Origin of the sequence: Phytohabitans aurantiacus (assembly GCF_027923225.1) — a bacterium.
GTDB lineage: Bacteria > Actinomycetota > Actinomycetes > Mycobacteriales > Micromonosporaceae > Phytohabitans > Phytohabitans aurantiacus.
The window spans coordinates 1-20,686 of record NZ_BSDI01000081.1; the positions used below are offsets into that span (position 1 = coordinate 1).

The window sequence follows — 20,686 nt, forward strand, 5'->3', positions numbered from 1 at the left end:
TTCAACGGATCCCCACTCACATACTCCAACATCCCCAACTTGTAATCCGGCGTCGAACAATGCGAAGCCGAGTACACGATGAACGTGCGCCCATTACGCTGCAACACCTCACCGCCCTCAGCAACCGCACCACCCACCGTCTCCCACGACAACGTCGGCGTCGTCAACGTCCGCCGCGTCCCCGACGCCGTCCACGGATTCGACAACGGCCGGATGAACATCGGCTGCGACCCGTTGTAGAACGTCCCCAACAAATACAGGTTCCCGTTCAACTGCAAGATCCCCGGATCCAACTCCCACGTGTTATCCGCCGTCGGATCCAACATGTCAGCCTTGAAACTGTACGGACCCATCGGATCCAACCCCGCCGACTCCAACACATGAATCCGCTGCGTACCCAGATCGAACGGCTCACGCCCCGCCGTGTAGTAGAAATACCACCGCCGACCAGACGGACCATCCAACAAATGGAACTCCGGCGCCCACATCGTGCCCGCACCATTCGGACGCGTCAACGTAAACAACAACGTATCCGCAGCCGACGCCAACCCACCCAACGTCCGCGACTTCCGCATCGTGATCGTGTTGTTCCACGTCGTCGTCGCAAGATAGTAGAACCCGTCGTAATACTGCAACCACGGATCCGGGCCACGCACCTTCAGCGGATTCGTAAACGTGCGCGTGCCCGTGCCGTTCGTGTAGCCGGGCAGGCGCCACACGCGCGCCGTCGCCGTCGAGCACGGTAGCTGTACGAGCCGGTTGTCGCTGGCGTACCCGATGCATTTGCTGGAGTGCACGGCGACCACGTTGAACGTGTTGGTCTGCCCGCTGATGGTCACGGCCTGGAGCCGGAACCGCTGGTTGTTGTTGCTGTGGCAGGCGTACTGGATGACCGTCGCATTGTCCGCTGTGGACGCTCCGAAGATGTCGACGCAGCTGCCGCTGGTCAGCGTATGGATGTTGTAGGTGTTGGCCACACCGGCGACCGGTGTGAACGTGAACGTTTGGCGCGTGCCGGCGCCGCAGGCGGCCTGTGTGAGCACGAGGGCGCTGGTGGACGCGCCGCCCGGCACCTCGGCGCAGAGGTTGGCGGACTGGTTGATCGCGGTGGTGCTGAAGGTGACCTCGGCGGCCGCCGGGGTGGCGGCCACCAGTACCGGTAGGAGGGCTGCCACCACGACGGGTGGCATGGCGAGGGCGAGGCGCCGCAGGCGCGTGGGGGTACCGCGGGGCATTCGACACACTCCCAGGTTGGGGTTGATGGCGGTGAATGCCCGGCGAAGGACGCCATCTATCACCAGCAATGACGTCATCAGCACTGTACCGCCACACGAGATGGCCGTACAGCACGGTGGGAGCGCTACCATATCCGTCGAGGGATCAACAACGGGCGATACGACGAAGCTGAGTACCGGAAAGTTCTCGAAACGCTCTCAGCGCGGGAACGCGCTCTTGACCGCCTGTTCATGGGGCCGTAGCGTGCGCCACACTACCCCGAATTATCGGGATCAGCGCCGAAACTTTTGGTCGCGAAAGGCCGGATACATGAGACACCGCAGGATTCTCGTTGCCGCCGCCGGCTTGCTCGGCCTCGCGGCGTCCGCGGTCGCCGTCGCCCCGATGGCCGCCGCCGCGGCACCGGAGGTGGTCCTCTCCTCCACGTTCGAAGACGGGACCGCGCAGGGCTGGTTCGCCCGCGGGTCCGCGGCGATCGCCGCCACCACCGCCGACGCGCACGGCGGCGCCCAGAGCCTCGCCACCACCAACCGCACGGCCACGTGGCAGGGCCCCGGACGCGACGTACGCGGCGTCCTGCTGGCAGACGCGACCTACGTCGTCGAGGCGTACGCGCGGATGGCGCCCGGCGCGGCGGCGGCCTCCGTGCAGATGACCGTGCAGCGCACGCCCGCCGGCGGTTCCACGGCGTTCGAGCGGGTGACCGGCGCGACGGTATCGGCCGACGGCTGGGTCCTGCTACGCGGCGAGTACCGGTACAGCGGCGAGGTGTCGGAGCTCCAGCTCTACCTGGAGAGCGCGGACGCCACCGCGTCCTTCCTGATCGACGACGTCACCGTGACGATGATCGAGGGCCCGCCCGGCGGACCGCCGGATGAGGCCGGCGTGACCAGTGACTTCGAGGCGGGTACGACGCAGGGTTGGGCAGCGCGCATCGGCTCCGAGACGGTCGCCGTGACCGACGCCGACGCGCACGGCGGCACCCGCAGCCTGCTGACGAGCGGCCGCACCCAGACCTGGACCGGGCCGGCATACAACATGCTGGGCCGGATGGGCCTGGGTAAGAAGTACGCGTTCTCGGTGTGGGTGAAGCTGGCCCCCGGCCAGTCCCCCACCAACCTGCGACTCAGCCTCGAACGGCGCACCGGTGGCACGCCGACGTACCAGCAGCTCGCCGGCGCCGATGGCGTAACGGCCGACGGCTGGCGGCAGATCTCCGTCAACTACACGCTGGCCCACGAGGTCGAGTTCCTCACCCTGTATCTGGAAAGCACCAGCGGCGCCGCCTCGTTCTACCTCGACGACTTCGAGATGAAGTATCTGGCGCCGAAGCCAATTCAGACAGACATCCCGTCTCTGAAGGATGTCTACGCCGACGATTTCCTCCTCGGCACCGCGTTCTCGCCCAATGACCGCTTCAGCGAAAAGGGCAAGCTGATCGCGAAACACTTCAACTCGCTCACGCCCGGCAACACGATGAAGTGGGACGCGACCGAGCCTCAGGAAGGCCAGTTCAACTTCGCCGACGCCGACATCGTGGTGGCCACCGCGGAGGCCAACGGCGCGACGGTACGCGGACACACGCTCATCTGGCACCAGCAGACGCCCGCGTGGGTGTTCGAGCGCCCCGACGGCACCCCGCTGACCGACAGCGCGGAAGACAAGGCGCTGCTGCTTTCCCGGATCGACAGTCACATCCGGGCGGTCGCCGGCCGGTACACCGGGAAGATCAGCGCGTGGGACGTGGCCAACGAGGTCATCGACGAGGGCCAGGCGGACGGGCTGCGCCGCAGCCGGTGGTTCGAGATCGCCGGCCTTGACTACCTGCGCACCGCGTTCCGGGTGGCCCGCGAGGTGGCGCCGGACGCGAAGCTCTACATCAACGACTACAACACCGAGTACCCGCGCAAGCGCGTCGCGCTCTTCAACGTGGTCAAGCAACTGCGTGCCGAGGGCGTGCCGATCGACGGCGTCGGCCACCAGCTGCACATGAACATTGAGCGGCAGCGGATCGCCGAGATCGAGAAGACCTTCCAGCAGTTCGCCACGCTGGGCGTGGAGCAGCAGGTCACCGAGTTGGACATCAGCATCTACACCAACTTCGTCGAGTCGTACACGTCGGTTTCGGAGGAGACGCTCGCGTTGCAGGGGCTGCGCTACCGCGACCTGTTCGACCTGTTCCGGCGGTACCGTGGCACGCTCAACTCGGTCACCATCTGGGGCACCAGCGACGACGGCACGTGGTTGGACACCTTCCCCTTCCCGCGCAACGACTGGCCGCTGGCGTTCGACGACGACCTGCAGGCGAAGCCCGCGTACTGGGGGATGGTCGACCCGTCCCGCATACCCGCCGTGACCCGCAAGGTAAGCGTGGCGGCCGCGAAGCCCACAGTGGACGGCAAGCGTGACCTGTCGTGGGATCTGCTGGCGGGTACGGCGGTCGACGTGAACTCCGCGAGCGGGTTGGGCGCCACGTTCCAGCTCGCCTGGGACTCGTGCACGCTCTACGTGCTCGCCGAGGTCGCTGACTCGACGGTCAACAAGAAAGACACGGTCGACGTCTACGTAAACGGTGTCCGGCACCGGATCCAGCGCGGTGGCGCGAACACCAAGGCGATCGCTGGCGGATACCGCGTGGAAGCCGGGATTCCGTTGAAGTCCACTGTGGCTGTTGGCGCCAAGATTCCGGTCGGCATTGTGATAGGCGACGCCGCCACGGGAGCGCAGGCGCAGTGGCTGCCCGGCGAGGCGACCCTGCTGCCCGCCGTGTCCACCGTGGACGTCCGGCAGGGCACGCCAACGGTCGACGGCGTGGCGGAGGCGGCCTGGTCCCGCGCCCGCCAGATCACCACGAACGTGCGGGTGTCGGGCACGGGCGGCGCGACCGCCACGGCCAAGCTGCTGTGGGACGACCGGCACCTGTACGTCTTCGCCACCGTCACCGACCCGGTGCTCGACGAGTCCAGCCCCAACACCTGGGAGCAGGACTCCATCGAGATCTTCGTGGATCCCGACAACTCGAAGAACACCGGATACAACGACGACGACGGCCAGTACCGGATCAGCTTCACCAACAAGCAGACGCTGACCAGCAACTTCGGCGGGTACGCGATCGCCGGCAACCTGAGCAGCGCCACGCGGACGGTGCCCGGCGGGTACGTCGTCGAGGCGGCCATCGAGCTCGACACCGTGACCCTGAGCAAGGGCAGCCTGGTCGGCTTCGACCTTCAGGTCAACGACGCCACGGGCGGCACGCGCACCGCCGCCGCCACCTGGCACGACCCCACTGGTCGCTCCTACGTGGACACGTCCCGCTGGGGCGTCGCCCAGCTGGTTCGCTGAAAGGACTTCCCATGAGAGCCCGTGCAGCACTCACCATCGGCGCGGTGGCGTCCCTCGCGCTCGGTGCCGCGATCGCGGTACCGAACATTGCCAGCGCCTCGGCGACGCTCGGACAGCACGCCGCGGCGCGCGGCAAGTACTTCGGCTCGGCGACGGACAACCCGGAGCTGACCGACGCGCCGTACGTGTCGATCCTGAGCAGCGAGTTCAACCAGATCACGCCCGGCAACACGATGAAGTGGCAGTTCACCGAGCCGCAGCAGGGCCAGTTCAGCTACGGCCAAGCCGACACCGTCGTGAGCCTCGCGCGGTCGAACAACCAGTCGGTGCGGGGACACACCCTGGTCTGGCACAGCCAGTATCCGGGTTGGGTCGACAGCGTTCCGGCGAGCCAACTGCTCGGTGTCATGCGAAACCACGTCACCAATGTCGCCGGCCATTTCCAGGGTCAGGTCATCCACTGGGACGTGGTCAACGAGGCGTTCGAGGAGAACGGGACACGGCGGCAGTCGGTGTTCCAGCGAAACATCGGCGACAGTTACATCGCTGAGGCGTTCCGCGCCGCGCGGGCAGCCGACCCGACGGCCAAGCTGTACTACAACGACTACAACATCGAGGGCATCGGCGCGAAGAGCGACGCCGTGTACGCCATGGTGCAGCAGTTCAAGGCGCAGGGCGTACCGATCGACGGTGTCGGCATGCAGGCACACCTGATCCTCGGGCAGGTGCCCAGCTCGATGCAGCAGAACATCCAGCGCTTCGCCGCACTCGGCGTCGACGTGGCCATCACGGAGCTGGACATCAGGATGAACCTGCCCCGCGACACCACAAAGGACACTCAGCAGGCAAACGACTACCGGGCGGTGGTCAACGCCTGCCTCGCGGTGACCCGTTGCGTCGGCATCACGGTCTGGGACTACACCGACAAGTACTCGTGGATTCCCTCGGTCTTTCCGGGCCAGGGTGCGGCGCTGCCGTATGACGAGAACCTCAACAAGAAGCCCGCGTACACAGCGATACACGACGCGCTGGCCGGCACCACGACGCCGACCACACCGCCTCCTACCGGAAACGGTGGGTGCACTGCCACGTACCGGATCGTCAGCCAGTGGACCGGCGGGTTCCAGGCGGACGTGACGGTACGCAACACCGGCACGTCCGCCATGAGCGCCTGGGCGGTGCGCTGGGCGTTCGGCGCCGGCCAGACCGTCACCAACGTGTGGAACGGCGTGGTGTCGAGCAGCGGCGCGAACGTCACGGTCCGGAACGCCGCCTACAACGGCACGATCCCGGCGAACGGCACGACGTCGTTCGGCTTCCTGGGCTCCTGGACCGGCTCGAACCCCGTGCCGGCAAGCATCACCTGCGCGTAACCGCCAAGATCAGGGCGTCCCCAGGTCGTTAGAGCAACTTGAGGGACGCCCTGATCACGGTAAGGGTGTGGTGCTGCCGCGGAGTACCAGCGTGGTTGGTAGTTCCACGCGCGGCGGCACCGGAGCGGCACCGCCTGCCAGCGTCAACAGCATGCCGGCGGCGGCCACACCCATGTCGGTCAGCGGCTGCCGCACGGTGGTCAGGGCCGGCCCCATCCAGCCAGCCACCGGCACGTCGTCGAAGCCGACCACGCTGAGGTCTTCGGGTATCCGCACCCGTGCCGCCCGCGCCGCCTGGTAGACCCCCATCGCCTGCAGGTCGTTGCCGGCGAAGATGGCCGTCGGCGGCTCCGGCAGGGCCAGCAGCTCGGCGCCGATCCGCTGTCCCTCGTCGACGTGCAGGTTGCCGTATCGGACCAGGTGCGGGTCGATCGCCACACCGGCCGCCGCCATCGCGTCCCGGAACCCGGCCTCGCGTTCCTGGCAGCACCAGATCCGCGCCGGACCGTTGATCATCGCGATGCGGCGATGCCCGAGTGCGAGCAGGTGGTCGGTCGCGGTCGCGCCGCCCTGCCTGTTCGCGGCGGCGACCGCGGGCGTCGCCGCGGCCGGCCGCTCGGTCGGGTCGATGACCACGACCGCGATGTTGCGGGCGCCGAGCTGCCGCCGCTGCGCGGCGCTGAGCTGGCAGAACACCGAAATCACGCCGGCTGGACGGCGGGCCAGCACGTGCTGGACCCAGTCGTCCCGGGGGCTGTGCCGGCCGCGTAACTCCGACAGTACGACCGACATCTCGTGGTCGGTCGCGACCTGTTCGACCCCGCGGATCGTCGGGATCGCCCAGGGCCCGATCAGTTCGTGAAAGACCAGCTCGATCAGGCTCGCGTGATAGTCGCGCTCCTGCCGCCGGTATCCGCCGGCGCGGATGACCGCCTCGATGCGCGCGCGGGTTTCCGCCGATACATCGGCCTCGCCGTTGAGCACGCGCGACACCGTAGGGACCGAGACGCCCGCCGCCTTCGCGACCGCCGCGATCGTCAACGGTCGGGCGCTGCCCTCGTCCGACCCATCCATGACGGCAGTCTATGGAATCATCGCGCAAGCTCGGTCGCCCCGGAGCGCCGGCCCTTTTTCTCGGAAGATCACGCGGCGGTGCTCGCGTAGGGTGGGCTCGTGATCGAGATTACGAGCGACGCGGAGCTGCGCGAACTTGTCGGCGAAGTGATGCCGAGGGCTGCCAACAAGGAGCGCCCGAGCCTGCACGAGCACGACCGTGAGTGGTTGGCGCTGTCACCGTTCTGCTTGATCGCGACCGCGGGCGCCGACGGCAGCTGCGACGTCTCGCCCAAGGGCGACCCGCCCGGATTCACGCTCGTACTCGACGACACCACCATCGCGATCCCCGACCGGCCGGGCAACCGCCGGGTCGACGGGTTTCGCAACGTGCTCGCCAACCCGCACGTCGGCCTGATCTACCTGGTGCCGGGCCGTGGTGACACGCTGCGCATCAACGGGCGCGCCCGGCTGATCCGCGACGCGGACTTCTTCGACCAGATGACCGTCAAGGGGCACCGGCCGCGGCTCGCCCTTGTCGTCGACATCGACGAGATCTTCTTCCACTGCTCGAAGGCGTTTCTGCGGTCTGAGCTCTGGAAGCCAGAGACCTGGAAGCCGGAGGCGCTGCCCTCCCAGGCCAAGCTCTCCCACACCATGCAGCCTGCGGGCACCTCGATCGAGGAGTTGGAGCGGTACTACGGCCCAGAGTACCTGAAGAAGCTCTACGCCGGCTGACCCTCGACCCGGCGCCTCACCTTGGCCTTGACCGAGTCGGGCAGGGCGTCGGCGGCCACCAGCCGCGGCAGCAGACCCGGCTCGGTGGTCAGCGCCCGGAACGTGATCCCGATGGTCACGTCGTGATCGGGCCGGCTCACCACCGTGATCGGGTCACCGGCCTGGATCTCCCCCGGCGTGATCACCCGCAGGTACGCGCCGGGCACGGCGCGCGCGGTGAACCGCTTGATCCACCCCTGGTCGGCCATCCAGCGCGCGAACGTGCCGCACGGTATGCGCGGGTCGGCAACCTCCAGGACAACCTCCTCGCCGATCCGCCACCGCTCCCCGATCAGCGCGCCCGTCACGTCGACACCACGCGTGGTGAGGTTTTCGCCGAAGACGCCGCCGCGCAGCTCGCGCCCCAGCTCAGCCGCCCAGCGGTCGAGGTCCTCGCGGGCGTACGCGTACACGGCCTGATCGTCGCCGCCGTGGTGAACGGTGTCATAGATCGCGTCGCCAGCGAGGCCGCTCGGCCCCTTCCTGACACCCGGAACGCTGACCCGCACCTTGCCCACCACCGGGTGCTTGTCGATGCCGGTGACGCCGACGCCCTTGGCGGGGTTGGGACGCGGGACCGCGAGGTTGACGGAGAGCACTTCAGCCACCCGCCGAGCCTATGTGCACCCGGCGGGCGCGCGCGAACGCGTATTCACCCGTATGCTTGTGGTGGAGCCGGCGTCTTCCCCCGTGGACGCCGGCTTCCTTATGCCTGCTGAGGCTCTCAGCTCAAGGCCGGTTCGGCCTTTTTCATCGCGTGCTCCATGAGTGTGATGAGAACCTCACGCCCCGATGTGGGCAGGCGGGCGTCGCACAGCATGAGCGGCACGTCGGGGTCGAGGTTGAGCGCCAGTTTGACGTCGTCGGCCGAGTACCGCGGCGCGTCGTCGAAGCAGTTGACAGCCACGATGAACGGCGTGCCCCGGCGCTCGAAGTAGTCGATCGACGGGAAACTCGCGGCCAGGCGCCGGGTGTCGGCGAGTACCACGGCGCCCACGGCGCCCATCGACAGCTCGTCCCACACGAACCAGAAGCGGTCCTGCCCGGGCGTGCCGAACAGGTACAGCACGACCTCGTCGTTGATCGTGATGCGGCCGAAGTCCATGGCGACCGTGGTGGTGGTCTTCGCCTCGACGCCCGACACATCGTCGACACCGACGCTGGCCTCGGTGATGATCTCCTCGGTGCGCATCGGGCGGATCTCGCTGACGGCGCCGACCAGCGTCGTCTTGCCCACGCCGAAGCCACCCGCGATCAACACCTTGATCGCCATCGGCAACGCCGCGCCGCTCGACACGTCAGAGGGACCGGAGCCCATTGATCACCGCCTTGAAGATGCGCTCGGGGGGCATGTGCGAGGCTGGCTGCGGCTCGCGCGCCAGGATGTAGCCCTTGTCGAGCAGGTCGCCTAGAAGTACACGGACAATGCCCAGGGGCAGGTTGAGATGGGCGGCGACCTCGGCCACCGAGAGCGGGCGCTGGCAGAGCCTCATGATCGTGACGTGCTCCGGCTGAAGGCCCGCCGCCACGGACGGGATCGACCGGGTCGCCACCACGAGCGAGATCAGGTCGAACTCGCCGCGTGCCGGCTGCGTCCGCCCGCGGGTCATCGCGTACGGACGCACCACCGGCCCGGCATCTTCGTCATGCCAGACGTCTTCGTTTCGGTCTTCAGCGGAAGCCATGCGGGATCACCTGCCGTCGGTCTGTATGACGCTCGATCGCGTTGGCGTGGTCAGGTACTGGCCCACCCGGGTAACGAGCATGGCCATCTCGTAGGCCACGAGGCCCACGTCGGCGTCCTCGGAGCCGATCACCGCGAGGTTGGCGCGCTGCCCGGCAGCGGTCACGAAGAGGAACATCGTGTCCATCTCGATGATGGTCTGGCGCACGTTGCCGCCGCGAAACTGCCGCCCGGCACCTCTCGCCAGGCTCTGGAACCCGGAAGCCACCGCGGCCAGGTGGTCCGCGTCCTCTCTGCTGAGCCCCCGTGACGCCGCGATCAGCAAGCCGTCGGCCGACAGGACGACCGCCTGCTTGACCTCTGCGACCCGATCGACCAGATCGTCCAGCAACCACGCCAGGTCGCTGGCGGAACTTGTGGTCTGCGCCACTTATTGTCCTCTTTCTACCGTTCAGGAGTTTCCGGCCCGGCGGAGGTCGGTGGCTCCGCCGGCGACGCGCCAGCGGTCTCGTCCTCCGAGGGCGCCACACTCAACCGCCGGGCAGCTTCGCGCCCACGCCTGGTGGCGGCCTGGTAGGACGCCATCATGTCGCGGGTCTCGTCAGGACTGCGGCCGAGCCCTTCGGACGAGTCCTGCGCCGCCTGCGGTTCCTCGCGCAGCGGCGCGGCGAGGCTTGCCTGACGCACCCGCCACGGCAGCCCGGACGGCGTCAGCTTGGGCGCCTCTTCCACGGGCGGCGCGGGCGGCTGGGTGGACTGCGGAGCGGCAGGCTGCGCGGGCTGGGACGGCACCGGCAGCGGCCCGCGCGGCGGCGCCTCTATCTGGTCGGCTGGAGGCGGGGCGGCTCGCAACGGCTGGTACGTCCGGGGACGCCGGTCGAGCTCGGGCCGCTTCTCGACCACGGGCAGCGACTGCGTCTCGGCCTCGTCGCGCTTGCCCGCACCCACCGGTATCGGCGCCGGCGGCGACGACGGCACCGGCTCGGCGATCATGGGGGGCGCGCCGGCCTCCTGCTCGCTGACCACGAGCGTGCTCGGGATCAGGACGATCGCGGTCGTGCCGCCGTACGGGGACCGGCGCAACTTGACGTCGATGTTGTGCCGCTCGGCGAGCCGGCCGACCACGAAGAGACCGAGGCGTGCCGTGCTCGACAGGTTGAAGTCGGGCGGATTGCGTACGAGTTCGTTGGCCGATACCAACTCCTCGTCCTTCATGCCGAGCCCGCGGTCTTCGATCTCCACCACGAACCCGTTCGCGACCTTCTGCCCGCCGACGTTGACCATCGTGTACGGCGGGGAGAACGAGGCCGCGTTCTCGATCAGCTCGGCGAGCAGGTGGATGACGTCGCTGACCGCCCGGCCGGCGAGCGACGCGGAGTCGATCGGCAGTACCGAAACGCGGGTGTAGTCCTCGACCTCGGCGACCGCGCCGCGCACCACGTCGACGAACGGCACCGGGTTGCGCCACCGGCGGCCCGGCACCGAACCGGAGAGCACGATCAGGTTTTCCGCGTTGCGCCGCATGCGGGTGGCCAGGTGGTCCACCTTGAACAGTTCGGCCAGTTCCTGCGGGTCGTTTTCGCGCCGCTCGATCTCGTCGAGCACGGTGAGCTGCCGGTGTACGAGGGCCTGGTTGCGGCGCGCGAGGCCGAGGAACAGGTCGCGGACGCCGTTACGCAGCTCCGCCTGCTCGACGGCGACCCGGATCGCGGTCTCCTGCACCGCGTTGATCGCCTGGCCGACCTGCCCGATCTCGTCGCTGCCGAAGGTGAGCGGCGGCGCCTCGGCCGCGACGTCGACCTTTTCGCCCTGCCGCAGCCGTTCGACGACGCCGGGCAGTCGCTTGTTGGCGAGGTCGGAAGCCGCCGTCCTGAGGCGCTCGAGCTGCGCGAGGATCGCACGGGCCGTGGTGATCGACATGACGATCGACGCGATGAGGGCGAGCAGACCGAGACCACCGGCGAGTACCAGCCGGACGACCACGCCGATGGCGACCGGTGTCGCCCGTCCGACCACGTCGTCACCGCCGGCCAGGATGATGCCCTGATACTGCTCCAACGCCTGCTTGAGGGCGGCATCCCACTCGGCTGCCGTGACCGGTAGCGACTTGCCGGATCCGCCGTCACGGATCAGGCGATCCTCGAAACTCCGCAGGGTGCCGAACGCCGGACCGTCCACCATTTCGGTGTATCGGGCTTGGTCTGCCTCTGACAGGTCGACGGCGGCCCGCTCGGAGACGAATCGCTGTGCGCCCACCAGCTGCGTGAACCGGTCGTGTTCGGTGACGGTGAACTTGCCTGCCACCAGCGCGCCAGCGACCAGGGCGTCCTGCTGCGAGAGCAGCTCGCGGGCGCGGACCATCTGGATGAGGTTACGAACGTCCCTGGCGAGATCCTTGTCGTCCAGCGTCGCCATCGCGTCGTACATCTGGTCGAGTGATGCGATGGCATCCGTGAACGTGCTGGCGGCCGTGCTTCGATCCGCGCTGCCACGGTCGACGGCTTGCCGAGCCGGCTCTAGCCGGTCGAGCTGAGCGAATGCCTCATCGATGCGCCGCTCCAGCTCCGAACTCGCCGTCGCCTTGACCGCGGTGCCGCTCGCTAGTTTCTTGAACTCGGCTCGCGCCGCGTCCGTGCGACCACGCTGGGCGGCCAGCTCGTCTCGCTGTCGCTGGTTGGGCTTCGCGAGGTAGACAAGGGACAGCCGGCGTTCCTGCTGGAGCTCGAGCAGGAGCGGCTCACTTGGCTGAGAAATGCCACTGTCGAGTGTGCTCACCGAGAGCAGGTTCAACCCCTCGCGCAGCGTCACGTACGCGGCGAACACCCACAGCGCAAACAGCGACAGCAGTAGTGCAACGATCTTGGTCCGCACGTTTGAGCTGCGGAATCTCATCGCATCGGTCCCAACGAGGGTGAAGGGCGGGCTTTCGACAACCCCGCGCACATTAGCAACGTGCGCTAGCGCCTCTCAAGCCTTCGTCGTTGTCCACATCGGACATTTTTCGCACAGCATCCCCGCCCAGACGGTGTTGCGCCTGGTAAAGCGCCGCGAGCACGGCCGACCGGACGATAAGTACCGGTAAATAGAGATCCTTGTCGTGCCACTGTGGCGGATCGGCCAACCGGCTGCTGGGGCGCCCGCGAATGGACCGACGCAGATACGAATAGGCGCGGCTTACCGCATGATCGACAACGTCGGTGAAACGGGTAAGCAATATTCGCATGGCATACGCGGTCTCCTCTGCCGTACCGTTCCGCCACCCCCATGATCCATCGGAGCGCTGGGTGGCCAGCACCCATTCGACGGCCCGGTCGACCGCTGCGACAGCGGTCCTTCCCATGCCGAAACGGTCCAGCGCAAGCGCGCAGGAGGCGGTCGCGTAGTACGGCGACGCGTGCCACCGGTCGAGCCAGCGGCCGTCGGACAACTGCCGCTCGCACAGCCAGTGGGTCACCTTGCCCATCACGGGCACGTAGCGCTGGCCGGCTTCCCCGCCACTCATCGCGACGTGCTGGCCGAACGCCTCCAGGACGTGCGCGTTGACCGTGGCCGATTCCCCGTCTTCGCCCTGCCACGTGCAGAAATGGCTGTCCGTCTCGTACGCCCACAGGCTGTGCGGCTCGTACCGCACACCCAGCAGTCCCAGCGTGTAGAGCGCCATCGACGTGGTGTCCGCATCGGACGGCAGCCCGGGGCCGGCCGGTGTGCCACCGGGGCGTACGGCCGCATGCAAGCTGAGCAGCAGCGCGTCGGGCACGGTCATCGGCACGCCCACCTGCGCGAGCCACCCCAACGCCCACGCCCGCTCGAAGACGGTGATGGGGGCGGCGCAGGGCACCGGACCCCGTTGCTGTCGGGCGACCCCTTCCAGGTACCGGCGGGCGGGGTCGTACGGGTTGGGCGGCTCCACAGTGCCCAGCCAGGCGGCGGTGGCGGCCGGCGAGGCGCCTATGGTGCCGAAAGGCAGCGGGCTGATCCCCGGCGCCTCGGCCGCCAGGTCGGCGACCACCTCCAGCGCGTGCAGCAGCTTCGTGGGCACCTGCGCCCCGCTGCGCAGCATCGCCCGCACGCCGTCGAGCCGCCGATGATCCATTCCGGACGGAAGCGCGAGCCGGCGGCCCGCCCACTGGTCGAGCCCTTCGATCGGCTCGACCGCCAGCCGCTCAAGGTCACTGTTTACAGCGGTGGTCAGCGCCGGGACGATCAGGTCGACCGCAGGCATGTCCGGAGTGGACAGCGCACCCCTGCCCCATGCGCGGTCGGCCAGCATGACGAGCCCTCGGTCGGCGGCTTTGAGCAGCCGGTCCGCCGGCACCACCCGCTCGGCCCCGGCGTCGTACCGGCGCAGCGTCGCCAGCAACGCTTCGACGGCGCTCAGGGTCGGCGCCAGCGCGTACCCGTCGGGCCCGCCCCAGCCACCGTCCGAGCGTTGCGCCGCGGTCAGGTACCGCATGCGCGCCGCGTGCCCGACCAGCCAGGGCGCGTGGGTAACGACCCGGCCGGTCTCGTACACCGACGGCGACACCCGGCCACGCGGCTCCACCATGAGGTCGATGACGAGTTCGCGGGCGGCTGCCTCGACGTCGACACCGTCCTCGGTCATGCGCCGCCTCCCGCAGCCGCCACAAAACGGAGGGAGCGCAGCGACCGGAGAGACTGGCGGCTACAGGGAGGCTTCGGGGCGCATGACCCGCGCGAGCGGAGGCGAGCGCCAGCTAGCTCGGTCACAAGCTGCCCCAGTAATCGGTTACGCCGTAGAACCCCATGCAGAACTCCATCTGCCGCTCCAGATAGCCGGCGACCCGCGGCTGGCCACCGCGCAGGGGCTGGATGAGATCGCGTGCCGCGCCGGCGAGAGCGGTCACCCGCTCGCCGACCTCCGTCCGGTCGACGCCGAGCATCAGCGCGTTGAGATCGCCCCAGCTCACATCCCGCTCATACGTAGCCAGGTCGTTCAAAAGCCGGATCACTCGCTGAACCGCCCAGCTCGCCAGGCGCGTCGCGGCGACCTCATCGGGTGCCGGCACCGGGCTCGTGGCCAGCCACTGCGCCGCGAACACGAACGAGAACCCCAGGTTGTCCGCGTTGCCGAGGTACTCGTCGAACGTCGGGGCGGCAGCCAAACCGGCCTTCCACTCGCATTCGCGGACCATCGCGGCGAGCATCCGGCGCAGTTCGTCACGCCACACCTCACCCAGAACGCCGTGCGCCTCGGCCGCCGCCAGTTCGTCGCGGATGTCCGCCAGGAAGGCGGTGAGCTCGTCGCCCTCCGGTGGCGCCTCTCCGCCAGCGACCGCCAGGCACCGGTCGGCGATTTCGCGCGCCTCGCCGGGTGTGGTCGCGACGTAGTCGACGAGCCAGTCGAGACCGAAGCACCACAGAGTCACCCGGTTGGCCGTCCGCTGCTGGTCGGCGGAGAGCCAAGGGCCACTGAAGGCGGTGGCGAGGGCCAGGGTGCTGTAGAGCGCCGGATCGAACGCCTTCGCCGAGTACAGGCTGGGGTAGGCGGCCGCCCAGGCCCGCATCTGGCGTTGTGTCTGGCCCGCGATCGCACAGATCCGCCCGCTCTCCATGGGCGCCAGCAAGTCACGGAGGTCATTGTCGGACGGCACGCCCGGCCCCTATGCGGCCATGCGACGTTCGGCGGGCGACAGTGTCATCAGCACCGGCGCGCCGGTGCGGAGCGAGGCGGCGGCCTGCGGCCGCGGCTGCCCGCTGGTCACGTGCGGCCGGAACCGGCTCAGGATGCTTGCAACGATCAACGGCGCTTCCGCGGCGAAGACATGCCTTCCTATGCACTGGTGTGGTCCGCCGCCAAAGGGGAAGTACGCATACCGGTGACGATGCACCGCACTCTCTGGAGCGAACCGCTCCGGGTCGAACTCCAGCGGCCGCTCCCAGAACGCGGGCATGCGGTGGGTGAGGAATGGGCTGATGAGAACCGTGCTGCCGGCCTTGATCCGCACACCACCGATGGCGTCTGTCGCCACGGCGGTACGCGGGAACAGCCAACCCGCCGGATAGAGACGCAACAGTTCGTCGAGGACCATGCGGGTGTATCGCAGGCGCGGCACGTGTTCGCGCCGCACCCGGCCGTCGCCGACCACCGCCGCCACCTCGCCGTACAGCCTGGCCGCCATCTCCGGATGCGCATCGAGCAACGGCCATAGCCACGTGAGCACCACGGACGTGGTCTCGGTCGCCGCGCCGAACATCGCGACGACATCGTCGCGCACCTGCTGCTCGGTCAGCGGCTCGCCGCTGTCGCCGCGTGCTTGCCACAGCGTCGAGATGATGTCGTCGCCGCTTCCCGGAGCGCTGCGCACTTCGCGGACAATCGGGAAGATGATCTCGTCGATGGTGCGCACGGCCCGCCGGAAGGTCCGGTCGCCCGGCATCGGAACGTAGTTGGGCACGAACGGCACCAGCAGCCGGAACGTGATCGAAGTCGCGATGGCGTCGAGCGCCGGGACGAGGCGGTCGGCCTGCTCGGGCGAGATCCGGTCTTCGAAGAAGAGCTTGATCATCGTCAGGTACACGATGCGGCTCATCTCCACACCCGCGTCCACCGGCTGGCCGGGGACCACTCGCTGCTCGAGTTCCGCGACCGCCGAGGCGAGCACGTCGGCCATCCGGTCGACAAGCGAGTCGACATGTTTCGCGGAGAAGAGCGGCTGCAAGTTACGGCGACTCGCCTGCCAGATAGGCCCGTCGGAAAGGATGCCGTCACCGAGCAGGCGACGGATGGGCCGCCAGAACATGCCCTGTCCGTCGCGCACGTAGTTTGCGGTGTTGTCGCGGAGCACATGCTGGACGTGGTCCGGGTGAGTCAACAAGTGTGGGCGGAACCAGCCTAAGTCCACTCGGACGACTTCACCCGCAGCCTCGATACCGAACTGCTCGAACGCCCGGAGGGGGTCTTTGACGAGGCGGGCGACGCTGCGATGAAGCGGTATCCGACGAGGTCGGCGCGAGAGAGACATGACAGTATGCCCCCTTGTTCACTCTGTGAACATCAACTGTCACCCACCGCGATCAATTCGCGCTGCACCCCCAAGCTGATTGATCGGCAGGTCCAACAACAGACAATTTGCACATTGAGAGATGCGAACCCGTCAGCGACGCGGCCTCGCGTTACGCAGGCGAATTCCGCTGAAACCGAGCGTGCTGATGATCACGCACTCCCAGAACGGCCACAGATTGTCAAGAACACGCAACTGACCGTCAACCCTAGCCACTTGTCGAAAAGTGGCCCATACTCGAAAGCAGGAGGTGGTCGTGAGCGTCGCAGCCGAGGAACGTCGTATCAAGAAGGCGCTTGAACGCGTCGAAGCGCTCGAGGAGGTCGCCGGCACCTTCGACGAGAGTGACGGCCGGAAGGCCACGCTTCACAGAATCATCTGGGCCCTGCTCACCGATATCGGCCCTGTCAGGCCGAGCATCGCCGCTCACCTGCTGCAGCTCAGTGAACCCACGGTGCGCACCTGGACCAGGGAAGGCGTACTCATCACCGCTGAGCAAGCAGCCAAGCCGTCGCTCCTGGATCCTCACCGTGTACACGAGGTGATGCACCTGATCCATCGACTGCGCGCTGCTGGCCGCGAACGCAACCTGCTCGAAGCAGTCTGGCACCGACTGTCCGACCGGTCCGTTCTAGAGCGGGAGGACCTCCAGGAAAGCCTGGAACAGATGCGCAATGGCGAGGGTCGGCCCCTTACCTCAGGGGAGTTGGAACGCCGCGCACTGCCCTAACCTGACCGGGTGCCTACTGAGGTAGTGACCACGCCGCGCGCAGAGCAGCAGATCGACCAGTTGCGCACCGCGCAGATGAAGCAGCTCGCCGCCTTCGTCAAAGAGCTTGAATCACGAGGGTGCGCGGCGCTCGGCTACCGGCTGACCGGAGATGACCCGCTGGCGCACCTGTGCGTGAAGCACCTGGGTGGCTCGCTACGAGCGGTTGTTGCGTTCGAGCGCAGCGATCGAGCATGGCTACTGCTGGTCGGCCCTCATGACGATGGCGATCCCGGCATCGACGTCTATACCGAGCTGTACCGGATGGTGGGGTTCCAACCGCCGGATTCCGTCAAGCGCACCAAGCCACCGTGTTGCGGTGACGGCGGCGAGGCCCCGAAGATGGGGAAGGTGGCCGAGGAACTGGCCGACAGTGCGACGCAGCTGAGGAGACGTCGCCGCTGAATGACCGCAGCGTCAGCGACGTGGCCTCGCGTTACGCAGGCGAATTCCACTGAAACCGAGCGTGCTGATGATCACGCACTCCCAGAACGGCCACAGATTGTCAAGAACCCGGCCACGCCTTAGAACAGCCCTCGGACCCAGTTCCAGGCGTCCATGACCCACTCGGTCTGGCGCAGGTAGGCGATGCCCACGCCGGCCAGGAACAGGCCGGTGAGCAGGTGGGCGCCGCGGGCGCTGCGGCGCACCCGGCCCAGCTGCCGCTCCAGCACCAGGCGGCCGACCGTGCGGGTCAGCGCGAAGAGGCCGACCGCGACGCACAGCGTCAGCACGAACGTGATCACCGGTCCGAACAGGTCACCACGCGACGAGATGGCCCAGATGCCCCAGCAGACGAAGGCCCAGAGACCGCCGAGCACGCTCCATTCGCCGCCGCGCTTGAGCTGCCGCGCGTCGAAGCCCTGCCGCGTGTAAGGCTCCGGCTCGGGCCAGCCGGTGCCGGTGGGCTCGTGCGGGGCGACAGGCTCGCTCTTTCGGGGCGTGACCTGCGCGACACCCCGCTGGTACGGGTGTGGCTGCGGGCGCATCTCCACGGTTTGCGGCGGCATGTCGACCGTGCGCTCGGCCCACGGCTGCGTCTGGTCCGTCACTTCTGGCTCCTCCCCCTTCCTCCCGACTGTAGCTACCCGTGAAACCAGTCGCCGACCCTTGGCATATGGACTACACAGAACGGATGAGTGAGATTGAACTACCGATGCGCGTTGGCACCCCCGACGACTGGGACACGATCTCGTCTCTGCTGTTCGCGGCGTTCCACAGCACCCACGACCAAGAGGCCAGCGACCTGGACCGCGCCATCTGGGAACCGGAACGGGCGCTGGTCACCACCGACGGTGACACGATCGTCGGCCATGCCGCCGCCTTCACCCGCGACATGGCGGTACCCGGAAACGTGGTGCCCGCCGCGCACGTGACGATGGTCGGGGTCGCGCCGACGCATCGGCGCCGCGGCCTGCTCAACCGGATGATGCGCCAGCAACTGCGCGACGTGACCGAGCCGATCGCGGTGCTGTGGGCCAGCGAGAGCCGGATCTACGGGCGCTTCGGCTACGGCCTCGCGGCGTACCGGCTGGAGATGGCCGTCGAGTCCGCCGAGGTCCGGCTGCCGGCGGCCACATCGCCGGCCAGGCTCCGCGCCGGCACACCGGCCGCGCTGCGGCCCGAGCTGGTCAAGGTGTACGACCAGGTGCGCGCCGACCGGCCCGGCTGGTCCAGCCGCCCCGAGTCGACCTGGGCGTACGTGCTCGGCGACACGGCATGGCACCGGGGCGGCAACACCGAGCTGCGCGCGGTGGTGCACGAGGGCATCGGCGGGGTCGACGGGTACGCGCTGTGGCGCACCCGCGGCTCGTGGACCGGCAACAGCAACCCGAACGGCGAGGTACACGTGCGCGAGGTGACCGCCGCCAACCTCGACGCGTACCTGGCGCTGTGGCGCTTCCTCTTCGGCATCGACCTGACCCGCTCGGTCCACTACGGGCACGCGGCGGTCGACGAGCCGCTGCTGCACCTGGCCAGCGACCCGCGGCGGCTCAACACGCGGTTCTCTGACAGCCTGTGGGTGCGCGTGGTCGACATCGGCGGGGCGCTGGCCGCCCGGCGGTACGTCGCCCCGGTCGACGTGGTCTTCGAGGTGACCGACGAGCTGCTGCCGGAGAACGCCGGCCGCTGGCGCCTCACCGCCACGCCGGACCGCCCCGCGACCTGTACCCGCACCGAGGACCCGGCCGACCTGGCCTGCGACATCCGCGACCTGGGCGCCGCGTACCTGGGCGGCACGACGCTGACGGCGCTGGCCGCCGCCGGCCACGTCCGCGAGCTGACCGCTGGCGCCCTGGCCTCCGCGAGCGTGGCCTTCGGCTGGCACCGCGCCCCCGTGAGCCCCGAGGTCTTCTAGTGATCAGGGCGTCCCTGAAGTCGTTAGGGCGACTTCAGGGACGCCCTGATCACGGTGGAGGGGGCGTGGTGTGGGGGTTGGTACGGTCGCAGGATGGCGGAGATCGAGCGGCGGCGGCGACGGTTGCGGCGAGACGGTGGAGACGCGCCCACCGCCACGACCGCGGAGATCGCTGAGCCTGACGCACCGGTGGCGGCTCCGGCGCCCGCGCGGGTGGTTCCCGAGGAACGGGAGGCCGAGCGCGGGCTGCGAGGGCTGGTGGGATCCGGGTCGTCCCAGGTCGGCACCAGCGCCGCGCTGCGCGCCCGCGACGCCGCCCGCCCCACCGACGCAGACCTGGCCGAGGCCGAGGAGCGCTTGGTGATCGTCCGCCGCAACTGGGTGCCACCCCGCTGACCTAGACGATCTACTCCCGACAAAATCCCTGATTTTGTCGGGTCAAGCGCGCCCGGAGGCAGCAACATCAGGGATTTGCTGCTACGTCCGGGCGGGTTGTGTAGCCGCGCAGAGTGAGGCCGCGGGAGCAACGGATCTGGACCGCCGCGGACGTCGCGGTAGCCCGGCATATCTTGATGTAGATCGTCTAGGGCCACCTAAGGCAGCGGGGGCAGCTCCCGGGTCTTCTCGTACTCGCCGACCTGCTCGATCCGCCGCGCGTGCCGCTCGTTGCCGGAGAACTCGGTGGTCAGGAACGCCTCGACCATCGCGGTCGCCTCGTCGATCGTGTGCTGCCTGGCCCCGATCGCCACCACGTTGGCGTCGTTGTGCTCGCGGGCCAGGTGGGCGACCTCCAGGTTCCACGCCAGCGCGGCCCGGACGCCGGCCACCTTGTTGGCGGCGATCTGCTCACCGTTGCCGGAGCCGCCGATCACCACACCCAGACTGCCCGGGTTGCCGACCACACCAGCACCGGCGTGCAGGCAGAACGCCGGGTAGTCGTCGTCGGGGTCGAACTCGCGCGGCCCGACGTCGACCACCTCGTAGCCCTGCTTGGCCAAGTAGTTGACCAGGTGCACCTTCAGCTCGTAGCCGGCGTGGTCGGCTCCCAGGTAGACGCGCATGAGGGCAGTG

General features: G+C 68.4%; 21 protein-coding genes. 7 read left to right on the forward strand and 14 right to left on the reverse strand.

Annotated elements, in window-relative coordinates; all coding sequences use genetic code 11:
- Positions 1-1,151 (reverse strand): family 43 glycosylhydrolase (locus QMG73_RS42570; RefSeq protein ID WP_281905328.1); only part of this gene is annotated, 1,151 nt, incomplete at its 3' end.
- A 394-nt stretch (positions 1,152-1,545) separates the two neighbouring features.
- On the opposite strand from QMG73_RS42570, the gene QMG73_RS42575 reads away from it, so the two are divergent.
- Both QMG73_RS42575 and QMG73_RS42580 read left to right on the forward strand, forming a co-directional pair.
- Positions 1,546-4,578 carry an endo-1,4-beta-xylanase gene (locus QMG73_RS42575; protein ID WP_281905330.1) on the forward strand — a complete coding sequence of 1,011 codons (3,033 nt, stop codon included), beginning with the start codon at positions 1,546-1,548 and terminating at the stop codon, positions 4,576-4,578.
- Between the two features lie 11 nt (positions 4,579-4,589).
- Complete coding sequence (locus tag QMG73_RS42580) at positions 4,590-5,951, forward strand: endo-1,4-beta-xylanase (protein WP_281905332.1); 1,362 nt, start codon at positions 4,590-4,592, stop codon at positions 5,949-5,951.
- 54 nt (positions 5,952-6,005) lie between these two features.
- Here QMG73_RS42580 and QMG73_RS42585 read toward each other — a convergent pair whose 3' ends face one another.
- The gene (locus QMG73_RS42585; RefSeq protein ID WP_281905335.1) at positions 6,006-7,025 is read right to left on the reverse strand and encodes a LacI family DNA-binding transcriptional regulator; all 1,020 of its coding nucleotides are present in this window, start codon (positions 7,023-7,025) and stop codon (positions 6,006-6,008) included.
- A gap of 150 nt (positions 7,026-7,175) precedes the next feature.
- On the opposite strand from QMG73_RS42585, the gene QMG73_RS42590 reads away from it, so the two are divergent.
- Complete coding sequence (locus QMG73_RS42590) at positions 7,176-7,742, forward strand: pyridoxamine 5'-phosphate oxidase family protein (RefSeq protein WP_281905372.1); 567 nt, start codon at positions 7,176-7,178, stop codon at positions 7,740-7,742.
- Here the strand turns inward: QMG73_RS42590 and QMG73_RS42595 are convergent.
- From QMG73_RS42595 to QMG73_RS46535, 9 genes are all read right to left on the reverse strand, one after another.
- Positions 7,730-8,389: an MOSC domain-containing protein gene (locus QMG73_RS42595; protein WP_281905336.1), complete on the reverse strand. Its 660-nt coding sequence runs from the start codon at positions 8,387-8,389 to the stop codon at positions 7,730-7,732. The two genes, QMG73_RS42590 and QMG73_RS42595, sit on opposite strands and share 13 nt — an antisense overlap.
- 116 nt (positions 8,390-8,505) lie before the next feature.
- Positions 8,506-9,099: a GTP-binding protein gene (locus QMG73_RS42600; protein WP_281905339.1), complete on the reverse strand. Its 594-nt coding sequence runs from the start codon at positions 9,097-9,099 to the stop codon at positions 8,506-8,508.
- Positions 9,080-9,466 carry a DUF742 domain-containing protein gene (locus tag QMG73_RS42605; protein WP_281905341.1) on the reverse strand — a complete coding sequence of 129 codons (387 nt, stop codon included), beginning with the start codon at positions 9,464-9,466 and terminating at the stop codon, positions 9,080-9,082. The genes QMG73_RS42600 and QMG73_RS42605 overlap by 20 nt, the downstream gene beginning before the upstream one ends.
- A gap of 6 nt (positions 9,467-9,472) precedes the next feature.
- Positions 9,473-9,895 carry a roadblock/LC7 domain-containing protein gene (locus QMG73_RS42610; RefSeq protein ID WP_281905343.1) on the reverse strand — a complete coding sequence of 141 codons (423 nt, stop codon included), beginning with the start codon at positions 9,893-9,895 and terminating at the stop codon, positions 9,473-9,475.
- 14 nt (positions 9,896-9,909) lie between these two features.
- Complete coding sequence (locus QMG73_RS42615) at positions 9,910-12,336, reverse strand: sensor histidine kinase (RefSeq protein WP_281905345.1); 2,427 nt, start codon at positions 12,334-12,336, stop codon at positions 9,910-9,912.
- 73 nt (positions 12,337-12,409) lie between these two features.
- Positions 12,410-14,068, reverse strand: coding sequence for a prenyltransferase/squalene oxidase repeat-containing protein (locus QMG73_RS42620; protein ID WP_281905346.1), 1,659 nt, complete (start codon positions 14,066-14,068; stop codon positions 12,410-12,412).
- A gap of 121 nt (positions 14,069-14,189) precedes the next feature.
- Positions 14,190-15,077 carry a terpene synthase family protein gene (locus QMG73_RS42625; RefSeq protein ID WP_281905349.1) on the reverse strand — a complete coding sequence of 296 codons (888 nt, stop codon included), beginning with the start codon at positions 15,075-15,077 and terminating at the stop codon, positions 14,190-14,192.
- 9 nt (positions 15,078-15,086) lie between these two features.
- Positions 15,087-16,421 carry a cytochrome P450 gene (locus QMG73_RS42630; RefSeq protein ID WP_407676938.1) on the reverse strand — a complete coding sequence of 445 codons (1,335 nt, stop codon included), beginning with the start codon at positions 16,419-16,421 and terminating at the stop codon, positions 15,087-15,089.
- Positions 16,422-16,580: 159 nt separating this feature from the next.
- Entirely contained in the window at positions 16,581-16,850 is a 270-nt protein-coding gene (locus QMG73_RS46535) for a DUF6886 family protein (protein WP_407676936.1), read from the reverse strand.
- On the opposite strand from QMG73_RS46535, the gene QMG73_RS42635 reads away from it, so the two are divergent.
- Together QMG73_RS42635 and QMG73_RS42640 are read left to right on the forward strand one after the other, a co-directional pair.
- Positions 16,744-17,217 (forward strand): hypothetical protein, encoded by a 474-nt coding sequence (locus QMG73_RS42635; protein WP_281905352.1) that lies wholly within the window; start codon positions 16,744-16,746, stop codon positions 17,215-17,217. The genes QMG73_RS46535 and QMG73_RS42635 overlap by 107 nt on opposite strands.
- Positions 17,218-17,226: 9 nt before the next feature.
- Positions 17,227-17,661 carry a hypothetical protein gene (locus QMG73_RS42640; protein ID WP_281905354.1) on the forward strand — a complete coding sequence of 145 codons (435 nt, stop codon included), beginning with the start codon at positions 17,227-17,229 and terminating at the stop codon, positions 17,659-17,661.
- 12 nt (positions 17,662-17,673) lie between these two features.
- On the opposite strand, the gene QMG73_RS46540 is transcribed toward QMG73_RS42640, so the two are convergent.
- Together QMG73_RS46540 and QMG73_RS42645 are read right to left on the reverse strand one after the other, a co-directional pair.
- A complete protein-coding gene (locus QMG73_RS46540) occupies positions 17,674-17,823 on the reverse strand; it encodes a DUF6886 family protein (protein WP_407676937.1) in 150 nt (49 codons plus the stop codon).
- A complete protein-coding gene (locus QMG73_RS42645) occupies positions 17,781-18,308 on the reverse strand; it encodes a hypothetical protein (RefSeq protein ID WP_281905357.1) in 528 nt (175 codons plus the stop codon). Before QMG73_RS42645 ends, QMG73_RS46540 begins: the two co-directional genes overlap by 43 nt.
- A gap of 83 nt (positions 18,309-18,391) precedes the next feature.
- On the opposite strand from QMG73_RS42645, the gene QMG73_RS42650 reads away from it, so the two are divergent.
- On the forward strand, positions 18,392-19,615 hold the full coding sequence (locus tag QMG73_RS42650; RefSeq protein WP_281905359.1) for a GNAT family N-acetyltransferase: 1,224 nt from the start codon (positions 18,392-18,394) through the stop codon (positions 19,613-19,615).
- A gap of 93 nt (positions 19,616-19,708) precedes the next feature.
- On the forward strand, positions 19,709-20,011 hold the full coding sequence (locus QMG73_RS42655; RefSeq protein WP_281905361.1) for a hypothetical protein: 303 nt from the start codon (positions 19,709-19,711) through the stop codon (positions 20,009-20,011).
- A 197-nt stretch (positions 20,012-20,208) separates the two neighbouring features.
- Here the strand turns inward: QMG73_RS42655 and QMG73_RS42660 are convergent, their stop codons facing one another.
- Positions 20,209-20,676 (reverse strand): ribose-5-phosphate isomerase, encoded by a 468-nt coding sequence (locus QMG73_RS42660; RefSeq protein ID WP_281905363.1) that lies wholly within the window; start codon positions 20,674-20,676, stop codon positions 20,209-20,211.
- Between the last annotated feature and the right edge of the window lie 10 nt (positions 20,677-20,686).